A 15,350-nucleotide genomic window follows, 5' to 3' on the forward strand; every position below is an offset into this window, starting at 1 on the left:
AAATAACCCAAGTTAATTCCAAATTAATTCACGGCTCTAAAAGTAATAGTAAAGTAATTGAGCAATTCATAACTTGCTATGAATTAAAGATAAAATACTCCAATCTATATATTATATGCCAAAAGCAAAAGCAATTTAGAATCTATTTCCTCATACCGCGATTATCAAGACCTTTTTTCACTGCTTTTTCAAGTTCGATTTCAAGTTCCGGATGCCTATCTTGGAATCTTTTTTGAGTTGCAATAATAATGTCTTTTTGTGCATTTTTATGTAACGATAAGGCAATCAAAATATTCTTAATTTTTTGCTTATCTGGTTCTATCCTATCATAATCCTCAAAAAGCCTGTCAATAGCTTTTTGTATATCTTCTAATGAGCTCTGAGAAGAATCTAATACCATCATTACAGTTTCAATCCCAAAGGTATCCTCTACATCAATATGAAATTCTTTTTCTTTTGGTTTGGATAAAACAAATTTAAATAACGCAAAAATAAAAAGCACCACGACTATAACAAAACTACCAGCTATAAAAATTAGATTCGCAGAACCCATAAGCCAACCTTATATGTTAGTATTTTAAAACTTAAAAGCGCGATTTTATCATAAATTAGAGTGATATGATATAAATTGATTTTTATTTGATAGAATTATTGCAACTTTGATGATTTGATTGTTTGTTAAGTAAGGTTTTGTATGAAATATTTTCAAGCCAAATGTAATTATATAGAATTAGCGCAAATCTACAATACTCCACTTTACCTCTATGATTTAGATTCTATACAAAAGCAATACACCTCTATTAAAAACTCTTTTTACGGTTTTAAATCATTAATCTGTTATGCGCTCAAAGCAAACTCCAACCTTAGTATTATCAATACACTTGCAAGACTTGGTAGTGGGGCTGACTGCGTGAGTTTGAATGAAATTAAAAGAGCTCTGTTAGCTGGGATTCCGCGTTATAAAATCATCTTTAGCGGTGTAGGCAAGGAAGACTATGAGATTAAAGAAGCGTTGGAACTTGGAATTTTATTTTTGAACGTAGAATCTGAAATGGAATTGTTACGTATAGAGGAAATTGCCAAAGAGCTTATACAGTCTCATTCCAAACACACAATAAGCCAAGCAAGAATCTCCATCCGCGTCAATCCTGATGTAGATGCAAAAACGCATCCCTATATCTCAACAGGCTTGCACGAAAATAAATTTGGTTTAGATATGCAAAGCGCAAAAAGATTGTATTTGTATGCACACAAAAGCCCTTATCTTAGCCCTATTGGAATCCATTATCATATTGGTTCGCAGATTTTAGACTTTGCCCCTCTTCTAGAATCCACACATAAAGTCTTAGATTTGACAAAAAGTCTTTTAAGCGCAAATATTGATTTGAAGTTTTTTGATATTGGCGGGGGATTTGGTATCACTTATAATAACGAAGTGGCATTTGACATAGCCCATTATATTAATCAAATTATTCGACATATTGACGCCCTTAACCTCACTGCAATTTGTGAGCCGGGCAGAAGTATTATGGGAAACAATGGGGCAATTCTTACCCGCGTGATAGGTAAAAAAGAAACGCACAACAAGAGGTTTGTTATTATTGATTGCGCAATGAATGATTTATTGCGTCCAAGTTTATACCATGCGTATCATCATATTTCATATCTAGGAGATTCTCAAGTCGGAGAGACACAGATATGTGATATTGTGGGTGCTATTTGTGAAAGCGGAGATTATATTGCGAAAGATAGAGAGCTACCGCTATGCAAGGCAGGAGATTTACTTCTTATAGAATCCTGTGGGGCATACGGTTATAGTATGGCAAGTAATTACAATTCACGGCTAAAGCCAGCTGAAGTTGCAATATCTAGCGGAAAACATTTCCTAATTAAACAAAGAGAAAGCTTTGAAGAAAGTGTTAAAAATGAATTACAATATTTGCATCAAGAGACTTAGAATCTCGTATATACTCTTGGCACTCTTTTAGATACCGCGCAAACAAGCTCATAATTAATTGTATTGATACGGGCAGCTAATTCATCCACATTTAACTCATTATGATATTCATCATAGCCAAAGAGCAACACGCAATCACCTACTTTGACATTATCGATCTCGCTTATATCAACCATACAATGATCCATGCAGATATTACCTACTATCGGTGCTCTTTTACCGTGTATAAGTACCTCTGCCTTATTAGAAAGAAGTCGCATATAACCATCAGCATAACCAACGGGCAATGTCGCTATCGTAGTTCTTTTCGTAGCCACAAATGTACGACCATAACTCACGCTCTGATACTTGTCTATTTCTTTGATATGCACAATATTAGCCTTAAAACTCATAACGGCTTTAAGATTAATGTCTCGCATATTCATTTGAAAGGAAGGCTGCAATCCATACGCAATAATACCAAGCCTTACTATATCCATGTGTGTTTGTCGCGCGTGAAAAATACTCGCACTATTGGCACAATGCAAAAGCACATTTGATAGGTTTGGCAATAAGGCAAGGAAAGATTGAAAATCCGTATATTGCTTAATAAGATAATCCGAATCTGCACAATCAGCAGTAGCAAAATGCGTAAATATGCCTTGTATTCTAAGATGAGGCAAATGGAAAATTTCTTGAATCTCTTGTAGATTCTGTTCATTGAGTTGATAACCTAAACGACCCATGCCCGTATCCAACTTAATATGCAGTAATGCTTGCATGTTGTGAATAGACGCAATCTTTGAGAATGCTTTCGCTGTATGTATATCATAGACGCACATTTCAATATGATATTTGATAGCCTCTAGCGCATGTGATGGAAGAGTGTAGCCTAAAATAAGGATTCTTGCTTCTTGGTATTGCTCTCTTAACCGCATTGCTTCCTCAAAAGTAGCAACGGCAAAGTAATTAATGCCTTGCTCTAAAGCCACTTTAGCAAGCTGCAAAGCACCGTGCCCATACGCATCGGCTTTTAATACAAGCATAATTTGCGTCTGTGGATTCAATCTCTGTTTGACTAACGTAAGATTGTGTATAAAGTGATTAAGATTAATTTCAGCCAAAACCTGCCTCTTAAGATTCTGATAAGGCATGATTGTCCTTTCTGCTGGCTCGAATATAGACATAAAGTATAAAAATCATAATAATAATCCCGCCATATCCCAATAGAGGATAAACAATGCTAATTAAATCCTTAAATCCTAAAAGACTAGCAAAAAACCCCACAGCAGCCGTCGCGACAATCACAAGCAGAGATGAAGTGTATTGCAGTTTATAGAATCTTTTGAATCTCTGCACAGAACCGTAAAAGCAAGAAATAGCAGTTGAATATAAACCAAAGAAAAGCACAACAGCATAGCAAGCACCTATCCAAGAAGACATATTATTTGCAAGAATAATCATAGGCAATCTATGTGTGCCTACCTCTACAATGTGGGCTTGCAAAACTAAACAAAGAAATCCTGCACAACCGCCAAGCAGAACAGAGCCTAAAACTATTCCCCAAAACATCGTTCTATCATCTCGAGATTCATTGCTAATCGGCACAAGAACGGCTAAGGCTAGTTGAAAATTAAAAGCAACATATAAAATGCCCGAAATGCTCCAATGCCAAATTAAACTGCTGTTATTAATGCTAGCCTTTGCTATCTCTTCATCTGAAGCAGCACTCGGATTCAAAAGAGAATAGATTCCAACAATAGCAACGCCCAAGAACATACAAGGGGTAAGCACTTCCATAACTCGCACAATCATATTCAACCCTATATATGTGTTTATTATGAGCAACACGCACACAAGGAGCGCGCCAACAAACATAGGCAAATGAAATTTTTCCTCAAATGTCGTTCCTGCTCCAGCAAGCATAATCACTAGAGTACCAAATAAAGAAAGTGTGATAAATACATCGCAAAACACATTAAAAAACTTGTTACGATACGGGTTAATTGCTTGCAGATAGTTGCTCGTCCTAAAATAACTTGCAAGCCATGCTGGAATATAACCAAACAGAAAGAAAAACAATGTAGCAACACAAACAATAACAAAAGTATGCTCTCGAAAATACAAAAAATATTGCAAAATCTCTTGTCCGGAAGCATATCCCGCTCCAATCACTGTCCCAGCATAGGTTGCAGCAATCCCCATAACTGATATTTTTTTTGACATATTTATCCTTCATTGCAACTTTATAAAAGTTAACGTAAAAGATTTTAAAATGTCAAGATATTTTTCATAATCTACAATATTTATTGTTATAAAAAACGATAAAATGTATTGAAGCGGCGTAATTTGTAATCTAAACTCTGAAAAAATTACGCAGAACTTCCGTATTGAGAATCATAATGCTATACGTAAAACTATGCAAGTGAAAAAAATAAAAGATATTTAAATGAAATATCATAAACCGTTAGAAAGCCTAAACGATAAAACTCGTTTATGAATTTAGTGAATAGTTAAGCACCCAATTCAGTGTCATTTCGTTTATAGAATTTCTGCAATTTCTCATCAATAGGTGCAATGATTCGATAAAAAACAGGTACAACAAGTAAAGAAAGTAACATAGACACAATAAGCCCGCCTATCATTGCTAGCCCAATTGGTTGTTTCATGGCACTTCCATCTCCAGTAGCGATTGCTAGAGGGAGCATACCTGCAACCATAGCGATTGTTGTCATAAGAATAGGACGTAAGCGAGATTCGCCCGCAAATTGTATTGCCTCCACAAGACCCGCACCCATTTTACGTTTTTCATTCGCGACATCTACGAGCAAGGTTGCATTCTTACCTACCATACCAATCAACAAAATAAGCCCCATAATAGAAAACATACTCATAGCTGCCTCACTTCCTCCGACTAACTTAATAGCGAAAAATGCACCGCTAAAACTTAAGGGCATGGTTACCATAATAATTATGGGCTGTAAAAAGCTCTCATACAAAGCCGCTAGAATGAGATAGATAAGCACAAAAGCCATTCCAATAGCTATACCAAAAGCCACTTGCGTTTCTGTGAGACTATCAGCTTGCCCCATAAGGCGATAGCCAGCCCCATCTTCTAGCCATTTCGCCCCACTGTTAGCGTTTGCTTCAATAAGCTGTATCATTTCCCCGACACTAAGCCCGCTATGTTCTTTTGGAGCAACTGCTACGGTAATACTTCGTTGTCTATTGAATCTTGTAATATTTGTGGAAGTAGTGCTCTCTTCTATTTCCACCAATCCATCGATAAAAATCAAATCTCCATTTTGGCTTCTTACTTGAATACGTCGCAAATCATCAGAGTTTATACGTTTAGAATCTGGCGCACGTACAGTGATATAGTATTCTTTACCCGATTCTTTATAATAGGCTACTTGCATTTCCCCAGAAAATGCCATATTAATTGCTTGCCCTATGTCTGTACTTGTGATTCCATATTGCGCAAGATTCTGTCTAATTGGACGTAACTTAAAGGCTGGCATAGAATCCGAAGTAGAAAGGTGAAAATTCGTAATCTTATTCTGAAATTTTGGCTCTTGTTCAGTAATGTATTGACTAAGTTTTTTAACACTTGATTGCATAAGTGATTCTGAAGGAGAAAATATTGCAAGCTGCACAGGAGTATTATCTGCCCCTCCTCCAACTAATGGGACTTCTGAACCATACACATCAATACCTTCCGCTTCTGGCATTGCGCGCAATGTATCAGTAAGATTCTGTAAAATAACAAATTGATCCGCTTCTTTGCCTTGTTTTTTACGTTCTTTGAGTGGCTTTAGTGCAATGTAAAGTTGTGAAAAAAATGCTTGTTGCAAATCGCCAGGACCTACTTGCAATGTAACAAATGCAACATACGGATTGGATTCTATATATTTTGCGAAAAATTCAGTTTTTCGTTTCATTTCATCAATGCTAATACCCGGCTTGGCTTTAAACATGATTTGAAACTGACTCCTATCCTCTTTTAAGAGAAATTCATTGCCTAAGGTTGAAGCCACAAAAAGCGAAAAGGCAAAAATACCAAACACGCAAGCAGTAACAACCAACATATTGCGCCAACTTCTCATAAGAAATTGCAATATTCTAAGATATATCTCATCGATTTTCTGAAAAAAGGGCAGAGTTGCGTAATAGAATCTGGATTGTTCTGCCTTAACTAATAATGAGCTAAACATAGGAATAACCGTAACGACAACAATATAACTAATGCCCACCGCTAACGCGACTGTCAAACCAAAGCTTGCAAAAAACTTACCTGAAATACCGCTCATTGTTCCCACAGGGATAAAAACAGAAAGCAACATAGCAGAAATCGCAACAATGGCAAACCCGATTTCTCGCACTCCTTGATAGGCTGCTTCTCTACGCTTCATGCCTTGCTCTAGTTTCTTGTGAATATTCTCGATAACAACGATAGCGTCATCAATAATGATTCCAATGGCAAGCGTTAAGGCTAACATAGTAAGCATGTTGAGGGTAAAACCCATTATATGTATAAAGACGAATGTACCTAACACTGAAACAGGTAATGAGATAGCAGAAACAATCGTGATTGTAATATTGCGCAAAAAAAACAAAACAATACACACCGCTAAAAACCCGCCCAAAGCTAAGTCAAATTCTATATCGCTGATTGATGAACGAATATATTCAGTGGTATCCCAGAAAATATCAATAGCATACCCAGGGCTAACTGCCTCGATTTGTTTCATCGCTTTTCTTACACCGTCGGCTATGGCTATTTCATTGGCACCTGTAATCTTTTGCACCTCTAGTATTACTCCACGTTTGCCCTTGTAGGTCGCATAAGATTTCTCTTCAGCCAATCCGTCTTCAATCGTAGCCACATCTTTAAGTTTTAACCCGTCCTTAATGATAATATCTCCGACTTCCTCAACGTTTATACTATTTGCGTCTGTGGTAATATAAAACTCTTTTGTTGCATCTATCACTCTGCCGCCATCTATTTCTCTATTTTCTCTGCCTAAGACGTTGGATAAATCTGTATAGGTTAAATTGTATTTATTCATCAATGTGGGATCGGGAAAAATTTTAATTTGTCTTTCACGATAACCGCTCATTTGCACATTCCCTACTCCGCCGATTCTCTGTAAAATGGGGGCGATGACATTATTAGTGTGCTTCATCATCTCGGGAATAGGCTTATCAGATGAGAGAAAAAGCGAAATAATAGGGGTGCTGCCCGTATCAAGCTTTTGGACAGTAGGCTTATCAATTTCAGAATCTAGTACCACTGCGTTAACTTTATCTCGGACATCATTAACGGCTACTTCTAAAGGCTTTTCTAATTCAAACATCACAGCCACAATGCTGATATTTTTCGCAGAATTAGAAGTTACATATTTTAATCCATCAATAGCTAGTACCGCTTGTTCAATTTTATCAGTTACTTTGGTTTCAATCGTTTCAGCACTCGCGCCTTTATAGGTTGTCTTCACGACTACAACAGGAAAATCTACATCAGGAAAAAGTGCCTTAGGCATTTGCTTTATCGCATACATTCCAAAGAGAATAAGAGCCATCGCAAACATAAACGTTGAAACAGGTCGATTAATTGCAAATTGATACATACTTATCCTTAGTAAACTGCCTTATCGCCTAATAATACATACATTAACAACATTTTTTTCCACCATCTCGGCCGTATCTTTTATTTTGAGAATCTAAGAAAAATTCCTTACGGCTTTTTAGTACGCAGTTAGGGTGGTATTTATTGTGATATTCTTTATATTTCTCATAGCTTGGTAAACCTACTAAAAGATGAAAAAATTTTTCTGAATGCCTATAAAGCTCACAGATATATTTCACAATTTTGAAACCACGTCTGTCATGAAGCTTGTCTTTCATAGATGCTCCTTTGTCGATTAATGAAAATGTCTTTTCAGACGTTCTAGCTCTTGTTCCTTGCGCCACTCTTCTTGATACCATGAAGGAATAGTACGCATCCCTGATCGAAAGAACATTTTTTCTTTATTATGTAACTTAGCAAGATTCCATGATTCTAAATCCTGATTAAACATTTTTGCATTATGAAACATATCGCGCGTGTTTTTGATTTTTGCAAGATTCCATTGACTAATATCTTGATTGAATTTCCTTGCGTTATAGAACATGCTTCCCATTGCTTCTACGTTTTTGACATTCCACGAATCGAGGGGTTGATTAAAGTTGATTGCTCCTAGAAACATACTAAACATAAATCTCACATTACTTACATCCCAGCCATTAAGCGGTTGATTAAATTGTCGCGCTTCATAAAACATCCCGCTCATAAATTGCACATTGGCAACATTCCAAGATTCTATATTTTGATTAAAGAACTTTGCGCCAGCAAACATATAACTCATATCTTTGACATTACTCACATCCCAAGTCTCTATACCTGTGAAATCTTTTCGTAGTGAATTTTGAAACAATCTGCTCATGTCCGTAATTTTACTTGTGTCAATTTCAGCCAATGGAATTGTCGGGTCTTTCAATAAACGTTCAAGGTAATAACGTGTGCTAGGACTATATTTTTTTGTTTGTACAACCGCTTGAGCATCAAGCATAGAATAGAGTAATAAATAAAAACAGCTTATATATAAAAGCATTTTTTGCCTCATCGCCTCTCCTTATTTTATTCGTTAGATCGATAATTATACTCTAAGAATCCTCTCAAATAGAGGCGCATACAACATTTCAAATAAAATTGACAAAGCCTGCTTGAAATTCTCTACTTAAATGTATTGATATGAAGTATTACGTTTGAACAACTATTTATAACATTATAATAGAATCCTTATTTCGCATTGTGGTTAAGGAGGGATTCGTTGTCTTGTGTTGTTAGTACAAAACCAAGCTTTATTAGCCTCTATGCCCTTCTCTTGTCGCTTAGTATCAGCCTTGTCGCATTGCATAGCTTGCGCTCACTCTCTCTTAAGAAAGAAATTACTTTGATGCTTTATTTTCAAAAGCAATCTATGCTTTATGCGCAAAGCATAAGAGATGTGGCTATTGCATGTCTTAAGAAATTTGATTTTAATATTTGCAGGCACGATTCTTTAACATTTAGTTCATATTTTCATGCTGAATATTATCTTACTGTGCTAACAAATACAGCACAAGCACATAAAGATATTTTGTTAGATATTTCTGTTTTTTCAGAAACTCTTCTTAGCACACATCCGCTAAGATTTGCTAAAAGATACATTTTAAAAGGGTTTCCATGAATTCTCTATATGGGTTATTGCAAGAGGCAATCAAATATAATGCTACTGATATACATATTAATTCAAAAATTTACTTGCGAATCAATAAACAACTCTTCGCTTATCAAACAAACCACGCGTCTGAAGCAAACTATATAGAATCTCTTAAAAATACACTTTGCGCACTTTTACATAGAGAATCTTATTACAACGAAGTAAGCGAAACGTTCTCTATATGCCCCCATGAAACAGACTCTGCATCCATCACTCAACAAAAAACGTCCTCTCCTATAAAATGCCGCGTAACCGCCTTTTTACAGAACAATAATCTATGTTTTGCCTTGCGGCTTTTGCGTACAAAAATCCCTAGCCTCGAAGAATTGCATGCCCCCAAAGTATTACATAATCTTGCCTTGCAAGAAAGTGGACTTATACTTGTATGTGGAGCAACAAGTAGCGGAAAGAGCACAACAATAGCCGCGATGATAGAACACATCAATACATATACGAGAAAACACATTCTGACGCTTGAAGACCCAATCGAATACAATTATACAAATGCTCTTTCTTGTATCACCCAACGTGAAATCAAAACAGATTCTAAGGATTTTCACACGGCGTTATTATCGAGCCTACGACAGGACCCTGATGTGATTGTGATCGGCGAGATTTTAGAAAAAGAAGTGCTAAAGCAAGCGATTAATCATGCCTTAAGCGGGCATTTAGTTATTGCGAGTTTTCACGCGCGAAATGCTGTGCACGCTGTTTCAAGAATACTTGGAATGTGTCAAAACGAAGGAAATATTCATGCGAATCTCGCAGATTCTCTACAGAGCATTATCACACAAAAACTTTATGAAAAAGAACAAAAATTACAGGCGGATTATCAAGTGCTTGTAACAAATCCCGCGGTTCAGACACTTATTAAAGAAAATCAGATTCAACAGCTCGATTCACAAATCTCTATGGGGAAAGAATTTGGCATGCAGCATTTTATGCAAAAATAACGCAATTTGTTATAATTCCGTCCTAAATAGTAATTAAAAAGGGGGGTTGCATGCTATGTATTTACACAAAAACAAACAATGGTTTAGTACAAAAACTACACTTTAGTATTGAAGATAATATATTGCCGCAAAATATCCTATGGATGGATTTATTACACCCAACAAATGACGAAATGAACTACATTACGAAGCGATATAACCTCGATATTCCCACGCAAGAAGAAAGAGAAGAGATTGAATTAAGTTCAAGATATTGGGAGGATAATTCTTCGATTACCATTAATGCGCATTTTCTTATGCGCGTTACAGATGAGAACAATGAATTACTATTAATCAACGAAACAATTACATTTATGACGACACAAAATATTCTTTTTACCATTCGATTCAATGATTTTAAAATTTTTGAAGAAATGCAAACACGTATCCTTGCAAGCCCTAAGAATTTCGAAGACGGCTACGATGTGCTCGATAAAATGTTCGAAGTACGTGTCGAGAAAGATGCTGATATTTTGGAGTGGATTGATAAAGAAGCAAGAAAACTACGAATCAATGTCCTAGAAGAAAAGAATGAATACACTTATGATAAGTTACTCAAAGATATTTCAAGCCTGCAAGAGCTTAATATGCGCGTACGAGATTCTCTATTTGACAAACGAAGAGCAATGACTTCGCTTATCAAGAGCGATAAAATTGATAGCGATATCAAACGTAACCTCACTATTGTACTAAAAGACTTAAATTCACTTGTTGAGTTCAATGTAGCCCAACTTAATGTGCTTGACAATATTCAAACCATACTTGCAAGTCAAATCAATATCGAGCAAAACAAAGTAATTAAGCTTTTCACAGTCGCGACTATGGCAATGATGCCGCCAACCTTGATTGGCACAATTTATGGCATGAATTTCGAAGTTATGCCCGAGCTTAAATGGGAATGGGGATACCCCATTGTCATTATTGTCATGATCATTTCAACAATATTGCCTGTTGCAATCTTTAAAAAGAAAGGTTGGTTATAGTTGTATATCTCTTGATTGACTTTATCTACACAAAGGGAAATAGATGGATTCTTATGAATACAATGAATTATTAAAGACGCTCAAAAGTAAATGTGAAAACATAAAAAAAATCATTCAACCAGACATATTACACAATCGTCTAAATGAGCTTGAAGCAATGAGCATGCAAGAGGACTTTTGGAATAACCAAGAACGAGCGAGTAAGATTCTCAAAGAAAAAAGCAAACTGCAAAGTACGCTTGAAAAATACAATATAGCTTCACAGAATCTTAACGATAATAAAGAACTCTTTGAAATTGCAAAAGCAGATGAAGATCATGAAACGTTGGATTTGCTTTTCAGTGAGGCAGATACATTGCAAAAACTCATTACAAAGGCTGAAATCGAAGTGATGTTAAACGGCGAATACGATAACACAAACGCTATTATCACGATTCAACCCGGAGCTGGTGGCACAGAATCCCAAGATTGGGGTAGCATGCTGTACCGTATGTATTTACGTTATGCTGAAAGGAAAGGGTATAAGGTTGAATTATTGGATTACCAAGACGGCGAAGAAGCTGGAATTAAAGGCGTTGCATTTTTAATGAAAGGTGAGAATGCTTATGGTTATCTCAAGGGAGAGAATGGAGTGCATAGACTCGTGCGAAATTCACCTTTTGATTCCAACGACAAAAGACACACTAGTTTTGCAAGCGTACAAGTAAGTCCTGAATTAGAAGATGATATAGATATTATTATTGAAGATAAGGATATTCGCATTGATACTTACCGTGCAAGCGGTGCTGGCGGACAGCATGTCAACAAGACAGAATCAGCCATTAGAATCACACATCTACCCACAGGCATAGTCGTGCAATGTCAAAATGATAGAAGTCAACACAAAAACAAAGCCACAGCAATGAAAATGCTTCTCTCAAAACTCTACACTATTGAAAAAGAGAAAAAGAACATAGGCAATGACGACAAAGGAAGTAACGGATGGGGCTACCAAATTCGTAGTTATGTCTTAACGCCTTATCAGCAAGTCAAAGATTTACGCAGCAACTTCGCTCGTAGCGATAGCGATAATGTATTAGATGGCGATTTAGATGATATTATGGAATCTGTTTTGATATATAACAACACCAATGATTCAACCCGCACACAATAAATCATAGATTCTAACAATCCGCTTAGAATCTATAACTTACTTCAAGTCGATAATCGGTACCAGGCTCATAAAGTGCTGCTCGTAGCTTATTAATTTGTTCGTTTTTGCTATTGTCTGCTTCGACTTTAAGCGGCGAAGTGGGGTCAACATAATATTCATTAAAGATATTAAGAATGCTGAAACGTAAAGCAAGTTTTTCTTTGCCATACGGATAATAACTTATATAAATATCAGATACCGTATAGCCATCTTTGCTTATATCCTCAAACTGCCTTTGATAAATGTTATATCCTAACGTTCCTTGCTTGAATCCCGTAACAAAACGTGAAAACCATGCAATATCAAATTTATCTATCTCATAACGTAATCCTAGATTGAACGTGTAGCCCCAAGTAGCCCCAAGTTCATACGTATCAGCAATAAGTTTGCCCTGCCCTTCCCCGCCTGCTGTAAGCCAATTCCTCGCCATGCCTGCTTGCAATGTGAAACTCTTGTAATAGAATGCTGCGCCTAGTTCAAAGCCATAATTAATAAGCGGGAAATCAAGATTCTCTCTTATGCCTTCCCTAGTAGTTATTGTATTATTAGTCGTACCTTTTGAATAACTATTAATAAAGTTAAGAATATTGCTTATATAAGTAGAAAATTTGACACTCATGAAACTATTTGTGTAATCTACATTAAATTCACCGTGGTTAGAATATTCAGATTTAAGATTTGGGTCAATTTCTATATGTGTATTGCGCAATAAGGTCGCGTCCCCGGGCATCGCCCCTCGTGTGCTAAACGCGTATTTCAAGCTTATATCCAATCCATCAAAGATTTGATAAGATAATGCTGTGCTTGGACTAGCCCCTCCTGTAATGTGTCCTTGTGAATTTTTATCATAGTAATAATACAAATCTGCTCTCGTGCCGATTCCCCATTTGAGATTCGGAAGAATCTGCCAGCTATCCTGCAAAAATCCTCCAAAGATATAAGCTTCTTCCTTGCCTCTATTGCGTTTCAATCCCGCTTCTTCTTTCTCACTCTCTTGCATATTGTCATCACGAACACTCATTCCTTGAAAATCAAGTCCATATTCCACAAGATGAGCATGGATAAAAGGGGTGCTCAAACGTATATCGCCCCCATAGTTATTAAATACAATAGCACGAGGCAATCGACCTTCTTCGTCATGATTGTGGCTTGTGTCATTTTCTTGTATTGCAAAAAGAGGTGTAAGATTCACATTCTTATTATTATGGTAGGCATTAAATTTGATACTCGTTCCTCCTTGACTTGGCTTATACTCATAACGTGCGTTAAAATTTTGATTCTGATTTAAATGCCGAAAAAGCTCTGAATCAAAATGTTCTCCTATTGGATTGCCAATGTCTGCACGAAAAGGTCTTGTCGCTATATCATTAATTACGTTATACCCAACTGTGAAACTTTGATTGGCATTAACTTGTCCACCAACTTTTATCAGTATATTATTTTGTAAGGAATTACTACCCAACACAGCATTTCTTGTACTAAGGAAATTACTATATACATTTTTCGCATCGCGATAATTAAGAATATTTTGATGTGTAACCGCAGCCAAGATTCCTACATCATTAAACAATCTTGCATACACATTTAGATTTGCACGATAACCAAAGTTTGTATAGAATCCTGCACTGACTTCAGCACCAAAGTTCTGTCCATTCCTTAAAAAATCACTTGCATTTTTTGTCTCAAAGGCTATCGAACCAGCAAGTCCGCCCGGACCATTACTTGCATCTGATACACCCTTGCTTACAACGACTTGTTTGAGCAAGGAAGGATCAACCATAATATTACCTTGATGATGAAAGACATTGCCATTCTGCGCTACTCCATCAAGTGTTACGCGCATCATAAAGGTTTCCAATCCGCGCACATAGACTTTTTGCCCCATAATTGCCCCACCACCTACCGCTATGCTTGGATCACTTTTGAAAATATCCCTTAAATTTGTTGCCTGCATCCTATGCAAATCATCAGACGCAATAACGGTTTTTGTGCTAGTTTCATAGCCTTGCATAGAACCAACTACGGCCACCGTATCGAGCAAATGTGTTTGTGTCGAATCTACAGAATCCTTAGCGTCCAAAGAATCTGCTACTGCAAACAATAAAGTGATGGGCAAGAGAGAATATATTCTTTTCACAATTTATCCTTATGTCATGAGATAAGGAAACATTATAACAACTTTAATGATTTAAAGCAACTATGTTGCATATAAACAATAAAGCTGCGGGGGATAACTTGTAATAAATAAGTAATAAAGTGAATATACTTGAGAAATAAAAAGAATAATGATGTAAAGCTATCTTAACCAAATTTCATTTTGGCTGTAATAGTGAATAATAATAATTTCCTTGTCCACAATAAATGCCTCTAGCGAATCGCTATATCTCCAGCCGCCACTATTTGTATCAATCGTTTCTACAGAATCTAGTTGCGCTTTTGGCTCTGATGGACGACTCTTTAGCCTTTTTGCAAAGGTTAGCGAACTAAAAGCTTTATAGTCCATTTGGCTTTCGTTATCGTTTTGATTAAAATCACTGCCACCGTTTTGAATGATTTCCATCAGAGCATCCTTATAGTTTTTGTTGATACGTCTTGCAAAGATATTAGAATCTAAGAGCATCACAAGCGCGTCCTCTATGCTTACGTCTTGGAAAACATAGACACGCACGCCTGATTTTGCTCGAGAAAGCTTGCTATGATCTGGACTAACTGTATTGCTTTGTGTAGAAATTGCCTCTTGCATGAGGAAGTTACATCCATCGCATGCCTCACGCAACTCACTTAACGTATAGTCTTCAAGCCTTTGCTTAACTGCTTGAAGTTGTTCTTCGCTATTCCCAAATTGTCCTATCCCGGCACAGCTTGCTAAAATAACGCCTAGACATAAAGTAGTTATAATGTAATAGATTTGATAGATATATTGCATAATATTCCTTTTGGAAA

General features: G+C 36.5%; 13 protein-coding genes. 5 read left to right on the forward strand and 8 right to left on the reverse strand.

Translation table 11 applies throughout. From position 1 onward, the window contains the following. Nucleotides 1-142: 142 nt before the first annotated feature. Nucleotides 143-553, reverse strand: coding sequence for a hypothetical protein (locus CQA66_RS09480; protein ID WP_104762827.1), 411 nt, complete (start codon nt 551-553; stop codon nt 143-145). A gap of 141 nt (nt 554-694) precedes the next feature. On the opposite strand from CQA66_RS09480, the gene lysA reads away from it, so the two are divergent. After that, a complete protein-coding gene (lysA, locus tag CQA66_RS04855) occupies nt 695-1,957 on the forward strand; it encodes a diaminopimelate decarboxylase (RefSeq protein ID WP_104762826.1) in 1,263 nt (420 codons plus the stop codon). Here lysA and alr read toward each other — a convergent pair. The 5 genes from alr to CQA66_RS04880 form a co-directional block, all read right to left on the reverse strand. After that, nucleotides 1,954-3,090, reverse strand: a complete 1,137-nt coding sequence (gene alr / locus CQA66_RS04860) for an alanine racemase (RefSeq protein ID WP_115582553.1) — start codon at nt 3,088-3,090, stop codon at nt 1,954-1,956. The two genes, lysA and alr, sit on opposite strands and share 4 nt — an antisense overlap. After that, nucleotides 3,071-4,162, reverse strand: a complete 1,092-nt coding sequence (locus CQA66_RS04865) for a YkvI family membrane protein (RefSeq protein WP_104762824.1) — start codon at nt 4,160-4,162, stop codon at nt 3,071-3,073. The genes alr and CQA66_RS04865 overlap by 20 nt, the downstream gene beginning before the upstream one ends. A gap of 287 nt (nt 4,163-4,449) precedes the next feature. Beyond that, entirely contained in the window at nt 4,450-7,566 is a 3,117-nt protein-coding gene (locus CQA66_RS04870) for an efflux RND transporter permease subunit (RefSeq protein WP_104762823.1), read from the reverse strand. Between the two features lie 43 nt (nt 7,567-7,609). Further along, nucleotides 7,610-7,843: a CstA-like transporter-associated (seleno)protein gene (locus CQA66_RS04875; RefSeq protein ID WP_104762822.1), complete on the reverse strand. Its 234-nt coding sequence runs from the start codon at nt 7,841-7,843 to the stop codon at nt 7,610-7,612. A 17-nt stretch (nt 7,844-7,860) separates the two neighbouring features. Then, on the reverse strand, nt 7,861-8,601 hold the full coding sequence (locus CQA66_RS04880) for a BspA family leucine-rich repeat surface protein (protein ID WP_104762821.1): 741 nt from the start codon (nt 8,599-8,601) through the stop codon (nt 7,861-7,863). 207 nt (nt 8,602-8,808) lie between these two features. Here CQA66_RS04880 and CQA66_RS04885 point away from each other — a divergent pair, with 207 nt between their 5' ends. From CQA66_RS04885 to prfB, 4 genes are read left to right on the forward strand one after another with little or no spacing between them, the layout of a single operon-like run. Continuing rightward, entirely contained in the window at nt 8,809-9,207 is a 399-nt protein-coding gene (locus CQA66_RS04885; RefSeq protein ID WP_104762820.1) for a hypothetical protein, read from the forward strand. Then, the gene (locus CQA66_RS04890) at nt 9,204-10,193 is read left to right on the forward strand and encodes a type IV pilus twitching motility protein PilT (protein ID WP_104762819.1); all 990 of its coding nucleotides are present in this window, start codon (nt 9,204-9,206) and stop codon (nt 10,191-10,193) included. Before CQA66_RS04885 ends, CQA66_RS04890 begins: the two co-directional genes overlap by 4 nt. A gap of 50 nt (nt 10,194-10,243) precedes the next feature. Continuing rightward, nucleotides 10,244-11,215, forward strand: coding sequence for a magnesium/cobalt transporter CorA (gene corA, locus CQA66_RS04895; protein WP_104762818.1), 972 nt, complete (start codon nt 10,244-10,246; stop codon nt 11,213-11,215). Nucleotides 11,216-11,258: 43 nt separating this feature from the next. Next, the gene (prfB, locus tag CQA66_RS04900; RefSeq protein ID WP_104762817.1) at nt 11,259-12,368 is read left to right on the forward strand and encodes a peptide chain release factor 2; all 1,110 of its coding nucleotides are present in this window, start codon (nt 11,259-11,261) and stop codon (nt 12,366-12,368) included. Between the two features lie 22 nt (nt 12,369-12,390). Here prfB and CQA66_RS04905 read toward each other — a convergent pair whose 3' ends face one another. Both CQA66_RS04905 and CQA66_RS04910 read right to left on the reverse strand, forming a co-directional pair. Further along, complete coding sequence (locus tag CQA66_RS04905) at nt 12,391-14,544, reverse strand: TonB-dependent receptor domain-containing protein (protein ID WP_233707708.1); 2,154 nt, start codon at nt 14,542-14,544, stop codon at nt 12,391-12,393. 159 nt (nt 14,545-14,703) lie between these two features. Continuing rightward, nucleotides 14,704-15,333, reverse strand: a complete 630-nt coding sequence (locus CQA66_RS04910; RefSeq protein WP_104762816.1) for a hypothetical protein — start codon at nt 15,331-15,333, stop codon at nt 14,704-14,706. Nucleotides 15,334-15,350 lie beyond the last annotated feature (17 nt).

The organism is Helicobacter aurati, from assembly GCF_003364265.1.
Classification (GTDB): Bacteria; Campylobacterota; Campylobacteria; order Campylobacterales; family Helicobacteraceae; genus Helicobacter_A; species Helicobacter_A aurati.

Bases quoted from the DNA above. Each gene is read 5' to 3' on its own strand.
- CQA66_RS04875 (WP_104762822.1), bottom strand. From the start codon at position 7,843: ATGAAAGACAAGCTTCATGACAGACGTGGTTTCAAAATTGTGAAATAT.
- prfB (WP_104762817.1), top strand. From the start codon at position 11,259: ATGGATTCTTATGAATACAATGAATTATTAAAGACGCTCAAAAGTAAA.
- CQA66_RS04880 (WP_104762821.1), bottom strand. From the start codon at position 8,601: ATGAGGCAAAAAATGCTTTTATATATAAGCTGTTTTTATTTATTACTC.
- CQA66_RS04910 (WP_104762816.1), bottom strand. From the start codon at position 15,333: ATGCAATATATCTATCAAATCTATTACATTATAACTACTTTATGTCTA.
- CQA66_RS04865 (WP_104762824.1), bottom strand. From the start codon at position 4,162: ATGTCAAAAAAAATATCAGTTATGGGGATTGCTGCAACCTATGCTGGG.
- lysA (WP_104762826.1), top strand. From the start codon at position 695: ATGAAATATTTTCAAGCCAAATGTAATTATATAGAATTAGCGCAAATC.
- corA (WP_104762818.1), top strand. From the start codon at position 10,244: ATGCTATGTATTTACACAAAAACAAACAATGGTTTAGTACAAAAACTA.
- CQA66_RS04890 (WP_104762819.1), top strand. From the start codon at position 9,204: ATGAATTCTCTATATGGGTTATTGCAAGAGGCAATCAAATATAATGCT.
- CQA66_RS04870 (WP_104762823.1), bottom strand. From the start codon at position 7,566: ATGTATCAATTTGCAATTAATCGACCTGTTTCAACGTTTATGTTTGCG.
- CQA66_RS09480 (WP_104762827.1), bottom strand. From the start codon at position 553: ATGGGTTCTGCGAATCTAATTTTTATAGCTGGTAGTTTTGTTATAGTC.
- alr (WP_115582553.1), bottom strand. From the start codon at position 3,090: ATGCCTTATCAGAATCTTAAGAGGCAGGTTTTGGCTGAAATTAATCTT.